This window comes from Microbacterium azadirachtae, from assembly GCF_000956545.1.
In the GTDB taxonomy this organism is placed as follows: Bacteria; Actinomycetota; Actinomycetes; order Actinomycetales; family Microbacteriaceae; genus Microbacterium; species Microbacterium azadirachtae.
Genome location: NZ_JYIT01000074.1, coordinates 52,866 through 70,089, shown reverse-complemented (window position 1 = coordinate 70,089; position 17,224 = coordinate 52,866). Strand labels below are relative to the sequence as shown.

The 17,224-nt window shown below is 64.3% G+C and carries 14 protein-coding genes; 5 read left to right on the top strand and 9 right to left on the bottom strand.

Annotated elements, in window-relative coordinates; genetic code table 11:
- Complete coding sequence (locus RL72_RS09045) at nt 1–1,194, bottom strand: Gfo/Idh/MocA family protein (protein WP_045250498.1); 1,194 nt, start codon at nt 1,192–1,194, stop codon at nt 1–3.
- Between the two features lie 128 nt (nt 1,195–1,322).
- Between RL72_RS09045 and RL72_RS09040 the strand changes: the two genes are divergently transcribed.
- Nucleotides 1,323–2,312, top strand: coding sequence for a LacI family DNA-binding transcriptional regulator (locus RL72_RS09040; protein ID WP_045250497.1), 990 nt, complete (start codon nt 1,323–1,325; stop codon nt 2,310–2,312).
- Nucleotides 2,313–2,450: 138 nt separating this feature from the next.
- Here the strand turns inward: RL72_RS09040 and RL72_RS09035 are convergent, their stop codons facing one another.
- From RL72_RS09035 to RL72_RS09025, 3 genes are all read right to left on the bottom strand, one after another.
- Entirely contained in the window at nt 2,451–3,302 is an 852-nt protein-coding gene (locus RL72_RS09035) for an ATP-binding cassette domain-containing protein (RefSeq protein WP_045250527.1), read from the bottom strand.
- Between the two features lie 53 nt (nt 3,303–3,355).
- Nucleotides 3,356–4,444, bottom strand: a complete 1,089-nt coding sequence (locus RL72_RS09030; RefSeq protein ID WP_045250496.1) for an ABC transporter permease — start codon at nt 4,442–4,444, stop codon at nt 3,356–3,358.
- 65 nt (nt 4,445–4,509) lie between these two features.
- Entirely contained in the window at nt 4,510–5,478 is a 969-nt protein-coding gene (locus RL72_RS09025; RefSeq protein WP_248700428.1) for a sugar ABC transporter substrate-binding protein, read from the bottom strand.
- A gap of 275 nt (nt 5,479–5,753) precedes the next feature.
- Between RL72_RS09025 and RL72_RS09020 the strand changes: the two genes are divergently transcribed.
- Entirely contained in the window at nt 5,754–7,211 is a 1,458-nt protein-coding gene (locus tag RL72_RS09020) for a sugar porter family MFS transporter (protein WP_045250494.1), read from the top strand.
- 54 nt (nt 7,212–7,265) lie between these two features.
- Here RL72_RS09020 and RL72_RS09015 read toward each other — a convergent pair whose 3' ends face one another.
- Nucleotides 7,266–8,447, bottom strand: a complete 1,182-nt coding sequence (locus RL72_RS09015; RefSeq protein ID WP_428838623.1) for a Gfo/Idh/MocA family protein — start codon at nt 8,445–8,447, stop codon at nt 7,266–7,268.
- A gap of 84 nt (nt 8,448–8,531) precedes the next feature.
- On the opposite strand from RL72_RS09015, the gene RL72_RS09010 reads away from it, so the two are divergent.
- The gene (locus RL72_RS09010; protein ID WP_045250492.1) at nt 8,532–8,939 is read left to right on the top strand and encodes a tautomerase family protein; all 408 of its coding nucleotides are present in this window, start codon (nt 8,532–8,534) and stop codon (nt 8,937–8,939) included.
- A 452-nt stretch (nt 8,940–9,391) separates the two neighbouring features.
- Here RL72_RS09010 and RL72_RS09005 read toward each other — a convergent pair whose 3' ends face one another.
- The 4 genes from RL72_RS09005 to RL72_RS08990 are packed head-to-tail and all read right to left on the bottom strand — an operon-like array spanning nt 9,392 to nt 15,467.
- Entirely contained in the window at nt 9,392–10,207 is an 816-nt protein-coding gene (locus RL72_RS09005; RefSeq protein WP_045250491.1) for an SDR family NAD(P)-dependent oxidoreductase, read from the bottom strand.
- The gene (locus RL72_RS09000; RefSeq protein WP_045250490.1) at nt 10,204–11,430 is read right to left on the bottom strand and encodes a glycoside hydrolase family 1 protein; all 1,227 of its coding nucleotides are present in this window, start codon (nt 11,428–11,430) and stop codon (nt 10,204–10,206) included. The genes RL72_RS09005 and RL72_RS09000 overlap by 4 nt, the downstream gene beginning before the upstream one ends.
- A 30-nt stretch (nt 11,431–11,460) precedes the next feature.
- On the bottom strand, nt 11,461–14,133 hold the full coding sequence (locus RL72_RS08995; RefSeq protein WP_045250489.1) for an alpha-L-rhamnosidase: 2,673 nt from the start codon (nt 14,131–14,133) through the stop codon (nt 11,461–11,463).
- Nucleotides 14,130–15,467 carry an MFS transporter gene (locus tag RL72_RS08990; RefSeq protein WP_045250488.1) on the bottom strand — a complete coding sequence of 446 codons (1,338 nt, stop codon included), beginning with the start codon at nt 15,465–15,467 and terminating at the stop codon, nt 14,130–14,132. The genes RL72_RS08995 and RL72_RS08990 overlap by 4 nt, the downstream gene beginning before the upstream one ends.
- Before the next feature lie 146 nt (nt 15,468–15,613).
- On the opposite strand from RL72_RS08990, the gene RL72_RS08985 reads away from it, so the two are divergent.
- Both RL72_RS08985 and RL72_RS08980 read left to right on the top strand, forming a co-directional pair.
- Nucleotides 15,614–16,228 carry a TetR/AcrR family transcriptional regulator gene (locus tag RL72_RS08985; protein ID WP_045250487.1) on the top strand — a complete coding sequence of 205 codons (615 nt, stop codon included), beginning with the start codon at nt 15,614–15,616 and terminating at the stop codon, nt 16,226–16,228.
- The gene (locus tag RL72_RS08980) at nt 16,229–17,104 is read left to right on the top strand and encodes a sugar phosphate isomerase/epimerase family protein (protein WP_211256043.1); all 876 of its coding nucleotides are present in this window, start codon (nt 16,229–16,231) and stop codon (nt 17,102–17,104) included.
- Nucleotides 17,105–17,224: the final 120 nt, after the last annotated feature.

The following is a 17,224-nucleotide window of genomic DNA, read 5'->3' as shown; positions in this document are numbered from 1 at the left end:
TCATTCTCCGACTGCGACGGTCGTGCCGCCGGCGAGGGCCGAACGGGCGGCTGCGTCGAGCAGTCTCATGTTGCGCAGGGCATCCGCGAAGTCGGCGTTGCGCGGGAGCGAGTCAGCCTCCGTGATGCCAGCGACCTCCTCCAGGAACGCGCGCGCCTGGAACACGAAGCCCTCGTTCTGGCCGACGCCGACGCCCGGGGCGTCCATCGGCAGACCACCACGCCAATAGGGGTGTTCGGGCCCGAGGACGATGGTACGCCAGCCGGCAAGCGCCGGTTCGGCGTCATGCAGGAACAGCTTGACCTCGCTGGGGTGGCGGAAGTCGAACCGCGCCGCACCCTTCTCGCCGAAGACCTGCACGGCGAGCGAGTTCGGGTGGCCGGCCGCGACCCGCGAGACCTGCAGAGTGGCATTGGCGCCGTTCGCGAGCAGGGCGCTGAATGCTGCCACGTCGTCGTTCTCGACGGTGTCGAGCTCTTCGGTGACAGCGACTTTGCCGCGGCCGGAGATCGCACCGACGGGCTTCGGCCGCTGCGCGATCACAGTGTTCAGCGTGCCCCCATGCACCGAGACGATCTCGCTATCAGCGACGAACTCGGCCAAGTAGCTGAGGTGGCTGCCGACATCTGCGAGCGCGCCGGATCCGGCAGGCCCCTTGAATCGCCAGCTGATCGGCACCGCCGGGTCGGCGGCGTAATCGGCCCAGTATGAGGCATCCACGTTGTAGATACGGCCAAGCGTGCGGTCCTTCGCGAGCTTGTTGACAAGCGCGAAGCCGGGGGAACGGCGGAAGGTAAGGCCGATGCGGGCGATCGTAGATGCGCGCCCGGCCGCGGCGACCATTGCCTCGGCATCCTCCATCGTGTCGGACAGCGGCTTCTCGCACAGCACGTGCTTGCCTGCGGTGAGCAAAGCCTCGACGATCTCGCGGTGCAGACGGTTTGCGACAACGACCGATACCACGTCGATGTCGTCGGCTTCGACAATCGCCTGCCACGAAGTGTCGTGTCGTTCGTACCCGAACCGCTCGGCTGTTTCCTTCGCCGCCGGTTCATAGACGTCGGCGATCGAGACGAGCCGGATGGGCGGCAGAGAGGCGCTGTACACAGTCGTAGCGCTGCGGTAGGCGGCGGCGTGGGCCTTGCCGGCCATTCCGGCGCCGATGACGGCGACACCGATGTTGGTCGTGCTCATGAGATTCCTTCGAGGGAGAGATGGGCGAGTGTCCAGTTGGCCGGATACGCTCGCCTTGTGGAGCGCTCCAACACGTGGCCACGATAGTCTTGTGCATATGTCCTGTCAATATTGAATTGAGGAAGTTGATGTCGCGTCCGACCATCTACGACGTCGCCGTTGCCGCGGGGGTGTCCAAGTCGCTCGTCTCGCTCGTGCTGCGCGGATCGCCGCGCGTCAGCGCCGCGTCCCGGCAAGCAGTCGAGGCTGCGATTCGCGAGCTCGGCTATCGGCCGAACCGCGCCGCGAGCGCGCTGGCGTCCGACTGCACCCATGCGGTTGGTCTGCTCATCGACGACTACGCGAACCCCTGGTTCATCGACCTCGCTCGAGGCCTCCACGAGGCGCTCGGGCCAGCGGGCTATCGCCTGAGCGTGGCGGATGTCGCCACAGCATCACCGGCCGAAGATCCCGTCGACGGGCTCCTGTCCAGCCGTGTCGACGGCATCGTAGTGGCGATGGACGTGCCGGCCGGACTTTTCGGCCCGGCCGTCCCTCCGCTCGTCATCGCCGGCACTCGTGCGCAGGGCGCGCCGGGTGCTGACTCGGTCGCCAACGACGACCGGCTCGGGGCGCGCCTCGCCGTCGAGCATCTGCTCGACCTCGGCCACCGCAGCATCGGGCACCTGCCCGCTGGAGGCGGCGCCGGCTCCGCCCGTGCCGACAGCGCTCTCGCGGTGCTCGCGGCCGCCGGTACCAGTCCGGTGCTCGGCCCGATTTCTCCCGCAGGCGCGGAAGCCGAGGGATATCGAGCAGCGCTCGTCATGCTGCAGCAGCATCCGGACCTCACTGCAGTCTTCGCCGCGAACGACACCATGGCCCTCGGCGCCCTCGGTGCGGCCCGCGAACTCGGCTACGACGTCCCGGGTCGGTTGTCGATAATCGGCTACGATAACTCAGCTCTCGCCGGTTCGCGGCTCGTCGACCTCACCACGATCGACGACATGAGCGCCGACGTGGGGCGTGAGGCCGGGCGCCTGCTGATATCCCGCATGGCGGGCTCCGTGGCGGCGCCCTCGCACAGCACTCTCACCCCTGCCCTCGTCGTGCGCGGCACCACGGCCCCGTCTGCTGCCTGACCCGCAGCCTCTGAGGCCCGCATCCCTCGTTCAGGTGCCAACTTCCGCACCCTCGCCCCGCAGAAGTCGGCACCTGAACCGAGTCGCCGGGAAGGACGAAGCGGTGGAAGGCATGCAGCTCCCACCGCTTCGTGTCGCCTAGCGGCGCCGGGCACCCGCTTCGATCGTGCGGATCGCCGAGGTCATGCCGCCGAGCTCCTTGAGTTCGTGGCTCAGCTCGGCGAGCTCGTCTCCGCCGGCCATCTGGCGGGTGAGCTCGTCTAGGGCGACGTCGTCTCGCTTCTTGTCGAGCACGGCCTGACCGAGCTTCAAGATGACGAAGTGGTCGCCTACCATGTACGCGTGGTGCGGGTTGTGGGTGATGAACACCACGCCTAAACCGGCATCCCGCGCGGCGGCTGTGTACTTGAGCACGACGCCGGATTGCTTGACGCCGAGAGCCGCGGTGGGTTCGTCGAGGATGAGCACTTTGGCACCGAAGTAAACGGCGCGGGCGATAGCGACACATTGCCGCTGGCCGCCTGAGAGTGTCCCGATGGGCTGATCGATATCTTTGACGACGACGCCCATCTTGCGCAGCTCTGTATCCGCGATGTCTTTCATCTCTTTGATCCGCAGCCCCGCGAACGGGAACTTCCCGTGCGTAACTTCGGATCCCAGGAAGAAGTTGCGCCAGACCTCCATGAGGCCGACCACGGCTAGGTCCTGGTAGACGGTCGCGATGCCTTCGGCGAGGGCCTCGCGCGGCGACGCGAAGTGCGCCTCTTGCCCGTTCACCAGCATCGTGCCCTCGTTGTGGTCATGAAGGCCCGCCATGATCTTGATGAGCGTGGACTTTCCTGCACCGTTGTCGCCGAGGACGCAGGTGACCTCGCCCGCGTTGACCCTGAGATTGATGCCCTTGAGGGCGCGGACGGCGCCGTATGTCTTGCCGACGTCTGTCATCTGGATCAGAGTCGTGCCCTTGCGTGCGGGCTCGGCCGAGTGCATGGGCACGGTCGCGTGCGCGGATTCGGCGGATCGCAGTTCTTCGGACATGGCCGTCATCCCACCTTTCGCTTGGTCGACAGCTGCTTGACGTAGAGGTTGACGAGCACCGCGAGCACGAGCATCACGCCGAGGAAGCTGCGGAACCAGTTCGGGTCCCACCCGGCGTACACGATGCCCAGCGAGGTCATGCCGAAGATGAACGCACCGATCGCGACGCCGATTGCGTTGCCGTAGCCGCCGGTCATCAGCGTGCCGCCGACCACCGCGGCGATGATGTACAGGAACTCGTTTCCGACGCCGTTGCCGGCTTGAAGTGTGTTGAAGCGGTACAGGGTGTGCATGCCGACGAACCAGGCGAGGAATGACACCGTCATGAACAGTCCGATCTTCACCCGCTTGACCGGCACACCAACCGCGCGGGCGGAGGCCGCATTGCCACCGACGGCGTAGATCCAGTTGCCGACCTTGGTGCGCTGCAGCACCCAGCCCGAGAGAGCGACGAATACGAACCAGAAGATCACGGTGTTCCAGACGGTTACCCCCGCGATCGTGAACGATCCCGCGAACAGGGTCGACATGAGCTGGTAGCCGTCCATCTGCGAGATGTCGGGACTGGAGACCGTACCCGAGACGAGCTTGGTGACGCCGAGATTGGCGCCCTGCAGCACGAAGAACGAGCCGAGCGTGATGAGGAAGCTTGGGATGCCGGTGCGCATCACGAGGTAGCCGTTGAGGAAGCCGACGGCCAGGCAGAACAGCAGCGACGTGATCGCACCGACGATGAGGTTGATGCCCAGGTAGTAACTGAAGAGAGCATTGAACAGGCCCGCCGTGGTCACCATTACGCCGGCAGACAGGTCGAACTCGCCGCCAATCATGAGCATGCCGACGCCGACGGCTACGATGCCGATCGTGGATGCCTGGTAGAGGACGGTGAAGATCGAGTCCACCGAGCGGAACGACGGCGCGATGATGAGGAAGAAGATGAGAATGATCACCGCAGCGACTGCCGCTCCGAATTCGGGGCGGGCCAGGAGGCGGTTCGACCAGCCCAGTTTCACACGGTTGGATGCCTCGGACGGGGCACCCGCCGAAGCCGGGGTCGGGGCGGCCGCCGGGCTCGGATTGAGATCCTGACTCATGGCAGGAATCCTTTCTGGACGGACGAAGGGGGCGGGGCTGCAACACGGACCCCGCCCCCTTGACGTCAGCGGGTGTTGTTCTTGGCGAACGGGAGGATCTTGTCGATGTTGTTTCTGTCGACGATCGAGGGGCCGGTCAGGACCGGGCCGCCGCCTCCGATGTCGTTGCCGTTCTTGATGTAGAGGTACAGCGCGGTCACGGCCATGTAGCCCTGCACGTACGGCTGCTGGTCGACAGAGAACTCGATCTTGCTGTCCTTGATGGCCTGCGCAGCTTGTTCGTTGAGGTCGAATGTGACGAGCTTCGCAGTACTGTTCGCCTGGCTCATGGCTTTCAGGGCATCCATCGCGATCGGGGCGCCGAGGGTGACGATGGCGTCGATCGAGGAATCCTGCGCGAGCTTGGCCTGGAGGCTAGAGACGACCGACGAGTCGTCGGCACCGTTGACCTGGATGTTCTCGGTGCCGGCGACCTTGTCCTTCACGCCCGCGCAACGCGCTTCGAGCGCAACCGAACCGGCTGCCTGGATGACGCAGAGCGGATGCTTGACGCCGTCAGCAGCGAGTTTCTCGCCGACGGTGTTCCCGGCGAGGTTCTCGTCGGAACCGAAGTACATGAGCGCGCCGAGCTGCTTGTACTGGTCGATGCCGGAGTTGAAGCCGACGAGCGGGATGCCTGCCGCCCGGGCGGCCTTGACCGAGCCGGCGAGGGCATCGGGGGTGACCAGCGTGGTCGCGATGCCGTCGACTTTGGAGTCGATCGCGGTCTGGATGAGCTGCGCCTGCTTGGAGGCGTCCGGGTCGTTGGAGTAAGTGAGCTTAACGCCCGCATCTTTCGCGGCCTGCTCTGCGCCGGCTCGGATCTTGTCCCAGAAGGTGTCGCCGGGGGTTTCATGCGTGATCATCGCGATCTTGTATCCGGAGTTGCCACCGCCGGAGCCCGAGTTCGCAGCGGTCGTCGACTTCGTTGCTCCGCCACCGCTACACGCGGTGAGTGCAAGCGCGATTGCGGCTACTGCTGCGCCGACCGCCACGAGCTTGCGAGGTGAGACCAGGTTCATGGGAGTTCCTTTCATCAGGGATGCCGTCCCGGATCGGGTGCCGGTGCGGCGATCGACGATGAGGGCTGGAGGCTGCTTCGCCACGTATCAGACTTCTTCGTCGGTGACCGTGCCCGGTTGTTTGACCTAACAATCTCCCACCTTCGGAGCTCTGTCAAGAGAATGTTTTGACATAGTGTCAAAGATCAAAACTTTGACAGGACATACGGTCATGTGTCACGCTGAAACGGACGACGAAGGAGTCCCCCATGTCTCAGTCCGCACGGAACAGTGGCAGTACCGCCGCGTCCGCTCTCCCCACGCTGATGCCCGGGCCTTATCGCAAGCGGCTGGGCGTCGTCGCACTCATCGCCACCCTCGGCGGATTGCTGTTCGGCTATGACACGGGCGTGATCAACGGCGCTCTAGGGCCGATGAGTGCAGAGCTCGGGCTCACGCCGCTCACCGAAGGCCTGGTCACCGCCTCGCTGCTGCTAGGTGCCGCAATCGGAGCCGTTACGCTGGGCCGCGTCGCGGACGCCTGGGGTCGTCGCAGCACGATCACTCTGCTGTCGGTCCTCTTCTTCGTCGGTGCTCTCACGTGCGTGCTCGCGCCCAACGTCGAGGTGATGATCACTGGGCGCTTCATCCTCGGCATCGCCGTCGGAGGAGCATCCACCGTGGTGCCCGTGTTCCTCGCCGAACTGGCACCGTACGAGATTCGCGGCTCCCTCGCCGGCCGCAACGAGCTCGCGATCGTCGTCGGTCAGCTCGCCGCATTCGTCATCAACGCGATCATTGGCGTCGTGTGGGGCGAGCAGGAAGGCGTGTGGCGCATCATGCTCTCCATTCAGCTCGTCCCCGCGCTCGCGCTCTTCATCGGCATGTTCCGGATGCCCGAGTCGCCACGGTGGCTCGCCGACAACGGTCACCACGAAAAGGCGCTCAAGGTGCTTTCGGAGCTGAGGCCCGCCGAGCGTGCGGAGCTAGAGCTCGCCCAGATCGAGCAGATCCGCAATGAGGAGGAGTCGGAGAAGCTCAACTGGAAGAGCGTCCTCGCCGACAAATGGCTGCGCCGCATCCTGCTCGTCGGCATCGGCCTCGGTGTGGCCCAGCAGTTCACCGGGATCAACTCGATCATGTACTACGGCCAGGAGGTGCTGACCGAGTCCGGCTTCTCCAAGAGCGCCGCGCTGATCGCGAACATCGCACCCGGCATGATCGCGGTCGTCGGTGGCATCATCGCGGTCAGCATCATGGACCGATTCAGCCGGCGTAAGACGTTCTTGATCGGTTTCGCCCTGACGACAACGTGCCACCTACTCATCGGCATCGCGTCGATCGTGCTTCCCGTCGGAAACCCGCTGCGTCCGTTCGTGATCCTCCTTCTTGTCGTCGCGTTCGTCGGCTCGATGCAGACGTTCCTTAATGTGGCGGTGTGGGTGACGCTGTCCGAGATCTTCCCGCTGAAGATGCGCGCGTTCGGTATGGGCGTCTCGGTCTTCTGCTTGTGGATGGCGAACTTCTTTCTCGGGCTTTACTTCCCTTCGCTCATCGCCGCAGTGAGCATCACCGGAACCTTCTTCGTCTTCGCGCTTCTCGGCGCGCTGTCTCTGCTCTTCGTGTTCAAGTGGGTGCCGGAAACCCGCGGTCGCACCCTCGAGCAGCTTGAGGAGGAGGTCACGACCGGCACGATCTTCCTGCCGGCGAACCTCCGCGCGAACTGACTTCGCGGCATGAGGAGAGGGGCGTGCGCGGTGCGCACGCCCCTCTCCTCATGCTCAGATGCCGATGGTGGTCCCTTCGACGCGCGGAACGTCGACCCACGCCCGGGTTTCCGCACTGTGTAGCGCGGCGTCGACCATTTCGGCCGCGGCCCAGCCGTCGGCGGCCGATGGCGCGACCTGGCGCCCTTCTGCGACTGAGCGCAAGAACAGGGCTGCCTCGATCGTCTTGAGATCATCGAACCCCATGCTGGTACCGGCGCCCGGCTGGAAGCGTGCAAACTCGCCGAACGCCGGTCCGGCCATGATCGTGCGGTAGCCAGACGGGGTGTCGGCCAGGCGCAGCTCGTTGAGCCGCTGGAAATCCCACCGCAGTGACCCGCGGGTGCCGTAAACTTCGATGTTGTACTCCGCGTGTGGACCAACCGCGATGCGGCTGGATTCGAAGACGCCGATCGCGCCGTTCTCGAAGCGAGCCGTGACGATCGCGTAGTCCTCGTTCTCGACATCGCCGGTCGGCGCGTCCGCGGTGCCGCGGCTGAAGTGGCTGGCGGCATCCGCGCTGGGCAGGGGCCGGCGACGGATGTAGGTCTCGGTGTCGGCGGATACCCGCACGACCGGGCCGACGAGGTACTGAGCCAGGTCGAAGCCGTGCGAGAGCAAGTCGCCAAGCACACCGGATCCGGCGCGGGCACGCTCGAAACGCCACGTGAGCGCACCGAGGGGATCGGACGAGTAGTCGGCCAGGAAGGCGACCCGTGCGTTGGTGACCTCGCCGATCGCACCGTCGCGGATCAGCTGACGGGCCCGGGCGATCGCGGGCGCATGGCGGTAGTTGAAGCCGACCGCGGTGACGATTCCGGCACCCGCTGCGGCCTCGGCGATCTCGCGCGATTCCTGGGCGCTGCGGCCCATTGGCTTCTCGATCCAGAACGGCTTGCCGGCCGACGCGGCGGCCAGGGCGATCTCGTGATGCAGGAAGTTGGGCGCGCAGATCGAGACGAGGTCGATCGCCGGGTCGGCGAGCAGTTCGCGATAGTCGGAGACAACTTCCTGATAGCCGAGGGTGTCGGTCGCATGGCTCCGACTCCCGGCGTCAGGATCGGCGGCGCATTTGAGCACAGCGCGTACCGGAAGTTCGGGATAGTGGTGTGCCGTCGCGAGATAGGCGCGCGAGTGCAGGCGGCCCATCCAGCCGACGGAGATGAGTCCGACGTTGAGGTTCTTCACGACGTCGATTCTCGCGTTCGAGCAAGTAGATTGCAAGGCCATAAGAATGTCGTTATGATAAAACAAAGCCTGAAGCATCCATGAGGAGACGCTATGCCGCTCGTCCGCATCGACCACACTGAGAGCCGCACAAACAGCGCCGAGATCGCCGCCGCGATCCACGACGCGATCGTCGCGGTCTACGGCATCCCCGAGCGTGACCGGTTCCAGGTAGTCACCACCCGCCCAGCGACCACGATCATTGCGGAGGATGCCGGCCTCGGGTTCGAGCGCACCGACCCGGTGATTATCCAGATCTTCACGCAGCGCGGGCGCGCGACAGTCACCAAGCAACAGCTTTACGCCGAGATCGCGCGCCGACTGGAGGGTGTCGGTGTCGCTGGCGAGGACGTCTTCATCGGCTATGTCGAGAACGGGCCCCAGGACTGGTCCTTCGGCTTCGGTCGTGCTCAGTACGTCACCGGCGAACTCGCCGTTCCCGGCACCGCTGCCCCCGCCTGAGCCGGCTCGCTCTTGCGCGAGGTGCGAGTCGGCCGTTCGTGTGTCGTTGATCACCGTCGGCCGAGTGCCGAAGATCGTGATGGCCGCATTCGCCCCTTCGAGGTTCCGATCTGGGAGATGTCGCGTCGCCTGGAAACGCAATGGGCGGGCGCCGATCCTGGGCTTGCAGCGGACAACAAAGGTGGTCAAATGGAGGTGCGCGACGTGCGATTCTGCGTTCAGGCTACATAGCGCGTGTTACCCCCTGCTGTGGTAATCAGCCATTTCGAGATCAGAAGAATGACGCTTTGATTCACACGTGGCATCTCGCGGCGGCAGCCGTCTTCGCGGACACCCATCCCTCCGACCCCACTGGGCAGCATCAACGCTGGGTCGAAATACACGTCCAATGAGGGTGCCGTCGCGTCCAGTCTCGAGGGTTGACTCGCTACCCGTGTTGGACGCGGCATGGATCAGATCGTTAGTCCAGCATCTGCGAGCAACGTGCTTCCCGTCATCACTGCAGAAAGCCCGGTGGCGCAGAAGAGGACCACGCGGGCGATGTCGTCGGGTGTTGCGTGGCGACCGAGCAGTCCGGGGCGCATCACATCGACCGGGTCGATCCCGTCAGGCGACGGTCTTGCCGCGGCGGCACGGTTTCCCTCGGTGGGCACGAACGTGGGTGCGACGCCGAGGACTCGGATGCCTCGGGGTGCGAGTTCCAAGGCGAGTTGTTTGGTGAGTCCTCGGGCGGCGTGCTTTGAGCTGACGTAGGCGGCGAGGCCGGGGGCGGTTCCGCGAAACCCGGCCGTGGACGCGATGTTGATGAGTACTCCGCCGCTCGTCATGCGGCGGGCGGCTTCGCGCGCGCCGAGGAAGGTTCCTCGGGTGTTCACCGCAAATACGTGGTCCCATTCAGCCGTGGTCATTTCGGAAACAGGGATGCTGGGGAAGATGCCAGCGTTGTTGACCCAGATACCGATACTGCCGCCGAGTTTCTGCTCGGCGGCAGTGGTAGCGGATGCGACTGACTCTTCGTCGGTGACGTCCATCGCTACTGCGGTCGTCTGCACACCGTACAGTTCGGTGATCTCGGCTGCCGCCGTCGCAGCGAGTGAGGCGTTCACGTCGCCGATCACGACTTCTGCGCCGGCTTCCGCGAAGCGTTGAGCGATGGCGCGGCCGAGGCCTTGAGCGCCGCCGGTGACGATCGCACGGCGGCCTCGGAGCGAGAGTAGGTCAGGCAGTGGCGATGTCGAGAGGTCGGGAAAGGGGTAGGTGGCGGTCATGTCAGGACCTCAACAAGAGCATTGCTACGCGCGACCTGTCCCAGCCATGCAAGGCTTGGTTTGGGGGTGCGGGTGAACGTGTCCCGATCGACGGCGATGAGGCCGAAGGTCGGTTCCCAGTGTCCCCATTCGAAGTTGTCCAGCAGTGACCAGTGTAGGTATCCGCGGATGTCGATGCCGTCGTCGATGGTGTTCTTCAGGTGGCGGAGTGCGTCGCGCGTGTATCGGATTCGCTGTGCATCGTCAGCGGTCGCGATGCCGTTCTCGGTGACAAGGATCGGCACTCCGAGCGTGGTTTCCCATGCGTGGCGGACGGCCATGGCTAGTGCGTCGGGGCGATAGGCGGTTCCGACGAGGGTGTTGTCGGGGTGGGGTGGGTGGGGGACAAGACCGTTCGCGTCCACTTGCTGGCTTGAGTACGCCTGCACGCCGACGAAGTCGTCGCCTCGGCTTCCTTCCCAGTAGACGTCTTCTTTGCCGTATCGGATCTCGAGCAGCTTTTCCTCGCCGCCGGGGGCTGCGGTCAGTGCGCCCGCGGCGATGGTCCAGCCGACCTTGGAGTTGGTGCGGTCGCGGACGATGTCCCGCGCGGTCCGGTGGATGCGGGCGAACTTTCGTCCGATCTCTGGGTCGGCATATGTGAGGAAGTCACTGTGGGTTTGCTTCTGTTCTTCTCCTTCGACGGTCGGGCTCTGCCATTGGCCGCCGGGGGCCAGTTGCATGCGCCGCATCGCCGTCATGATTGCGGCTTGCATGTTGGGCTCGTTCATGGTGACCACCCATTCCACGCCGTCGAGGATGGTGGTCGCTTCGGTGACGTAGTGGGCGAATAGTTCGCCAGCATCGTCAGAGAGCCATCCGCCGCGTTCGGCGAACCACTGCGGGGTGGTGAAGTGCTGCAAGGTGATGACGGGGGTGATTCCACGGGTGAGGCATGCGTCGATCATCCGACGGTAGTGGGCAAGCTCAGCGCGGGAGATTCTGCCTTGCACAGGCTCGATTCGTGACCATTCCAGGCTGAAGCGGTATGAGGTGAGTCCGGCGTCAGCGAGCAGGGCGATGTCCTCCTCGTAGCGGTGATAGCTGTCGCAGGCGTCTCCTGAGGGCTCCATGCCCGGCATGGTGAGCTCGCGCGCCCACCAGTCGCTGTTGACGTTGTTTCCTTCGATCTGGTGCCCTGCCGTCGCGGCGCCCCAGAGGAATCCTTGAGGGAATGTGTTCACGTTGGTGTTCCTTGGTTGTCGTGTGATTGGTCAGCGTGCGAGTGCCGATGGTGCGGTCGCGAAGTGGTGGGTGCCTGGGCCTACGGCATGCTCGGTTCCGTCGGGGAGGATGACCTGGGCGGTCGTCAAAGGCGGGATGGAGGTTTCGAGAGTGAACACTCCTGCGTTTGACGTCCACGCCACGTCGATGCGGCCTTGTGGACCGTCATGGTGCCCGCTCGCGTGTGAGACCTCTGGGACGAATGTGGGGGCGATCAGGATGCGGCGCCAGCCGACGGAGCCGGGCGCTTGCCGTAGGCCGAGCACATGGGTGTGGAGGTACCGGATCACGGCGCCTTTGCTGTAGTGGTTCAGCGAAGCGTGGGCGTCACCGTTCTCATCCACTCCATGCCAGTCCTCCCAGATCGTTGTCGCGCCGCGATCGATCATCGTCATCCATGAAGGTTCGGTGCGCTGGAACAGCAGCGCATGAGCGACGTCCGAACGTCCGTGCTCGGTGAGCACCGGCAGTAGGTCACCTGTGGAAAGGAAGCCGGTGCCGAGATGGTTACCTGCTTCCCTGATCAGCGCCACAAGTCTGTCGGCCGCGGTGCTGCGCAGTCCGTCTGGGATCAGCCCGAACGACAGGGCGCGAACATAGGCGGCTTGCGTGTCTGTCACCGTCGTTCCATCGGGACGTAGGTAAGCCTGACGCCAGGCGGCGAGGATTCTGTCGGCGAGGTCCGCATATCGTCGTGCGTCCTCGAGCTTGCCGAGGACTTCGGCGATGCAAGCCATCGTGCTCACGGATCGGTGAAAGTAGGCGGTGCCGGTTTCCCCCTTGTCCGCCATGAACCAGGCCATCGGGTTGTCGGTGATCGGGTTGATGCGCGTTCCGTCTTTCCCCACTTGCTGAGGCTCGGTCCATTCGCCCCAGTGGAATGTGCCGTCCCACAGGTATTGTTCGAACGGCTCAGGTTCCGGTGAGGCTTGCTCTCGGGTGTGATGGCGGGTGGTTGCCGCCTTGTCGGTCACCCAAGAGATCCAGCGAGTGGCGGCATCCCAGTTCTCAGCGAGCACTCGCACGTCGCCGTAGCTCTGGTAGAGCTCCCACGGCACGGCGACGATCGCGTCGCCCCAACCAGAGGAGCCGGTCATCATGGCGAACTGGTCATCCAGATGATGCTTGATCCGGCGTCCATCGGGCGAGAAGTTCGCGATACGGCCATCCTCGAGTTGATCGTCGCGCACTGACTGCAACCATTTGCGGGTGAATCCGAGTACGTCGTAGAGGCGTGTGGCGGTGGGGGCGAACACCTGATAATCGCCCGTCCAGGCGAGACGCTCCCGAGTGGGACAGTCGGTGGGGACATCGACCGCGTTGCTTCGAAAGCTCCAGTCCGCGATCTGGTGCAACCGGTTGAGGTCGGTGTTGCTGCTTGCAAAGCTGCCGGTGCGGTTCAGATCGGTGTGCACCACCTGCATGGTGGCTGACGCGGGGTCGAATGCTGCGCTCGAGCGCGTAACTCTGGCATAGCGGAAGCCGTGGATCGTGTGCCGAGGCTCGAACACCGCCGTGGTCCCATCGGAGACGACCTCGTCACGCTGGACGAACTGCTTCGGCGGCTGGCCGGGGCGCTCCGAATCCAGATGCGCGGTAGTCAGGTCCCCATCGCTCGCCAGGTGTTCCCCGAAGTCGATGGTCGTGCGGGTGCCGGCGGGCCCGAGATCTGTGAGCTTCACCCAGCCCGAGGCGTTCTGCCCGAAGTCCAACACCCATACGCCGGGTTTTGGCCGGGTGGTAGTGATGGCTGGGCGGGACTGAACGACGCGGACGGGCGGAGCGGGGGACCACGTGATCGGCGGGGCGTCGACGTGAGTCACCGCCGCGCGGGTGAGGTGATGACGTGGCGCGGTCAGATCGGTGCTCTGTCCGTCCATGAGACTTGCCCGCCGGATGGTGGTGAGGGTGCTGGTCCATGACGCGTCAGTGCGTACGACTTGGGTGCGACCGTCGACGAGGTCAAGGTGGAGCTCGCCGCGGAATGCTGTGGCAGTGCCCCACTCGGCAGGAGTCCGAAACGCCCCGACCCGCCCTCGATACCACCCGTCGGACAGTTCGACGTCGATCGTGTTGCGGCCTGGCACGATCGTCCTCGTCGGATCCGCGGCTTGCGCGTAGAGGGTTCGGTCGTACGAGGTGGAGCCGGGAGCAAGCTCGATCGCACCGACGCGTTCCGTGTTGATCGTGACGGTGTAAACACCCAAGGCAGTTGAGTACAACCGCGCCGAACGGACGTCCCCTTCGGGGACGAACGACCCTGAAAGCAGGTATGCGGGGCGAGGGGCGGTTCGGTCCTGCCCATCCTCGTTCGGGGAGATCCATGAAGCAGTCCAGTCCGAGTCGCGCAGGCCCACTTCGAAGGCGGCCCATTCGGACCAGAACGTCTGCGGGGTGAGGCCACGCACACGCCATTGCACGCGGTCGCGGCTTCGCAGCGGGGCCCACGGCCAGGGCGCGTGCAGTCCCTCGATGCGACTCCTGCGCACAAGGCCGTCCCCGACCACTCTCGCCTCCACCTCGAAAGACGTCGACGTGCAGGATGCCGCGGGCTTCCACGCCAGGTGCGGTGCCGCGGATGTCACAGTCAGTTCGTCCGCGTGGTCGTCCGCGCGGAGGGCGTAAGGAGTCGCTTGGGCCTGCTCGAGTAGTTCCTGAGTCATCGGACGCCTTTCACTTTCAGGAGAATGATGAGTCCGCCGATGAGCGCGAGAGACGCGCCGAGGAGGTAAAGCAGCGTGTAGTTCTTCGTGTCGCCGAGGGCGCCGATGGTGATCACCACCGAAGCGAGCAGCGGTGCAACGGCGCTAGGGATCTTCTGCGCGAATGCCACAATCGCCATGTACCTGCCCGTCTCGCTCCGTTCAGGGATGATCGCGAAGATAATCGCCTGGTCGACGGTCGCGAAAACCGCGATCGCCAACTGCATGAACACGGCGCCCAGGATGAGCTGCGGCAGTGACCACGCGGTCGCCTCGGCGATTGCCCCAGCAACGAACAGGAATGCTGCGATGACGACGAACAGCCGCCTGCGCTGCAGCTTGTCGGAAAGGAACCCTCCAAGGAGCGCCCCGCCGGCTGCGGCCACCACACCGAGCATGCCGATCGTCGCGACGACTCCGGCGACCTCCTTGACCGGAAGGGCCAGCCGCTGCGCGTAGAAGAACGTCCCGAAAGTGGTGTTGAAATACAGGCCGATGAAAAACACGAACCGGCCGAGCCAGTTCCACGCAAAATCAGGGTACTTGCGGATGTTGAAGCCATAGCTGCCGAACACTGACCGAGCTGTGACCTTCGAGCCCTGCCCGAGATCGCGTGAACTGCCTTCAGGCTTGAGCACAGGGAACAAGGCCAGAAGCACGGCACCGATAGCCCCCGGAACGACAAACACCAGCATGGTGTTGGACGACACTGCGTACGCGACACCGATCCCCAGAACTGGCGCAATCTGCGTCATCAGCCCCGTCAGGGCAGAGACCTTGCCTCGCTGCTGCTCCGGCAGCTTGTCTGCCTGGATGTTCTGAATCGCAGCGCCCGAGATAGACCAACCGGACATCCCCAGCACCCAGCCGGCCCCCACGACGAGCAGATTCGGCGCCAGCCCCATCAGTACCAGCCCGGCAAGGCCGATCGCGGTACCGAGAAAGATGAACGGCGTGCGCCGTCCCCAACGCGACCTCGTCCTATCGCTCCACATACCAACGAGGGGACTGATCACAAGGAAGACAGCCTGCGCCGTCCCGGTGATGAACCCGAGAACCTCCTCATGCCCGGGAGCGAGTTCACTGATCCGCAACGCGATCCCATACGACAGAGGCACCATCATGGCAATCGACGCGCCGAAGCTGGCGAGCATGAGCCAGAAGATGTACCCACCACTCACCCGCCCCAGCGGCGGTTCAGAACCGGCTTGGGCAGACGCCTTCGTGTCGTTGACGAAGTGGGCGGCCGCGGGTGACACATCAGTAGATCCGGGGGAGGGATCGTTGTTTTTCACCGAGACTCCTTTATCGGGTGATGGGGTTCGGCGAGACGCGAGCATCACGCCACCAAACGTAACCGTCGTGGTTACTATTCACGAACGGTAACCGATGTGGTTACTCTTGGCAAGAGCGAAAAACCGGACGCGGAAGGAGGTTCGCGATGGCCGAGAAGTTGGCACCAGCCGAACAAGGCGCGAGAAGGCGAGGGCCTTACGCCGGTACGTCCGCGCGACGTGCCGAGATCGTCCGCGCCGCCCTCGCTGGGTTCGCGGAACACGGATACGACCGCGCATCCCTGCGTGACATCGCTGTTCGGGCAGGGGTCACACATGCCGCACTCCTGCGGCATTTCGCGAGCAAGGAAGAGCTCCTGCTAGCGGCGCTCGCTCAGCGCGATGCAGATGACGAAGCAGTCGCGCACCAGATCATGACCTCCCGAGTCCCCGCCGAGCGCGTGCTCGCCAGCGTGTTAGAAGACGAGTTCAGCCATCCGAATCATCAACGCAACTGGCTCGCCATCACCATCGCCGCCACCAACCCTTCGCACCCCGCACACGAGTTCTTCATGGCGCGGAAGCAGCGCATGCGCCAATACCTCAACGGCGGGCAACTAGCGATGTTGAATGACGGAGAGACAGTCACTGCCGAGGAGAAGGTCACCATGGTTCTCGCGATGATCGACGGCCTTCGCATCCAATCGCTGCTCGATCCTGATCGACCTGTTCTCCCCCTACTGGAGCGGTTCGTGCGCATGATCTCCACGAACGAGGCGTGAATGAGTGATCTCATGCCCGTTTCCCGACCATTGCGCGCCATCCAACAGATCCAGATCGGCTCGATCGTCTCGTCCTCTCGAAGCGCCCACGAGGTCCTCGCGAAGCTGAAGACCATGGGCTTCGAGGGCATCGAACTCAACGGATTCATGACGCGTCCAACGTCACCGCTTGTGCGCGCGCTCACACGCCTCGCCGGCATGCCTATCGGCAGAGCGGGCAAGGTGGATTGGGCATCGCACGTTCGGACAGCAGGACTGAGCGTGGTGGCGCTGCATGAGGATTTGGGGACTATCGAGAAAGACCCGGATGGCGTGGCCGCTGTTGCTGCCTCTTTCGGTACGCGAACAGTCGTCGTCACCGGAATGTACCGATTCGACTACACCGATGAAGATGCACTGCTGAGCCTCTCGGAGAGGCTGAACGTTGCGGGCAGATCGCTTCAAGAGCGCAGATTGGGTCTGCTGTACCACAATCACTCAGTTGAGTTCCGACGCACTAAGTCAGGGACTACCGCCTTCGATTTTCTCCTCGCACACACTGACCCCGACAAGCTCGGCATCGAGTTCGATTGCTACTGGGCCGCAGCTGCTGGTGCCAACCCGCTTGTTCTCATGGAGCGGATCGACGCGCGGATGAAGCTGCTTCACATCACAGATCGTGGTTCTCGGCGGCGCGGCCCATCGCTCACACCCATCGACAGAACTGACAGCGTCGAACTCGGATGCGGCAACCTCGATGTCAATGGGCTCATCGCGGGGGCCATTGGGATCGGCGTGGAGGCCATCATTCTCGAAACGCATCGCAACTGGATTGACCGGTCGCCACTTCGGAGTGCGGAACTGAGCTCCGAAGTTCTGAACACGTTGCTCCCGTGAGCCACAGGGACCGACACTGCCCTTGGCTAATCGCTCAACGCACGAGCGGCCAATTACTGCGGCCCGTTCGGTGCTTCCCGTGAAGTGACCTAGGCCCGCAAGGTCTCAGACATCGTGGCT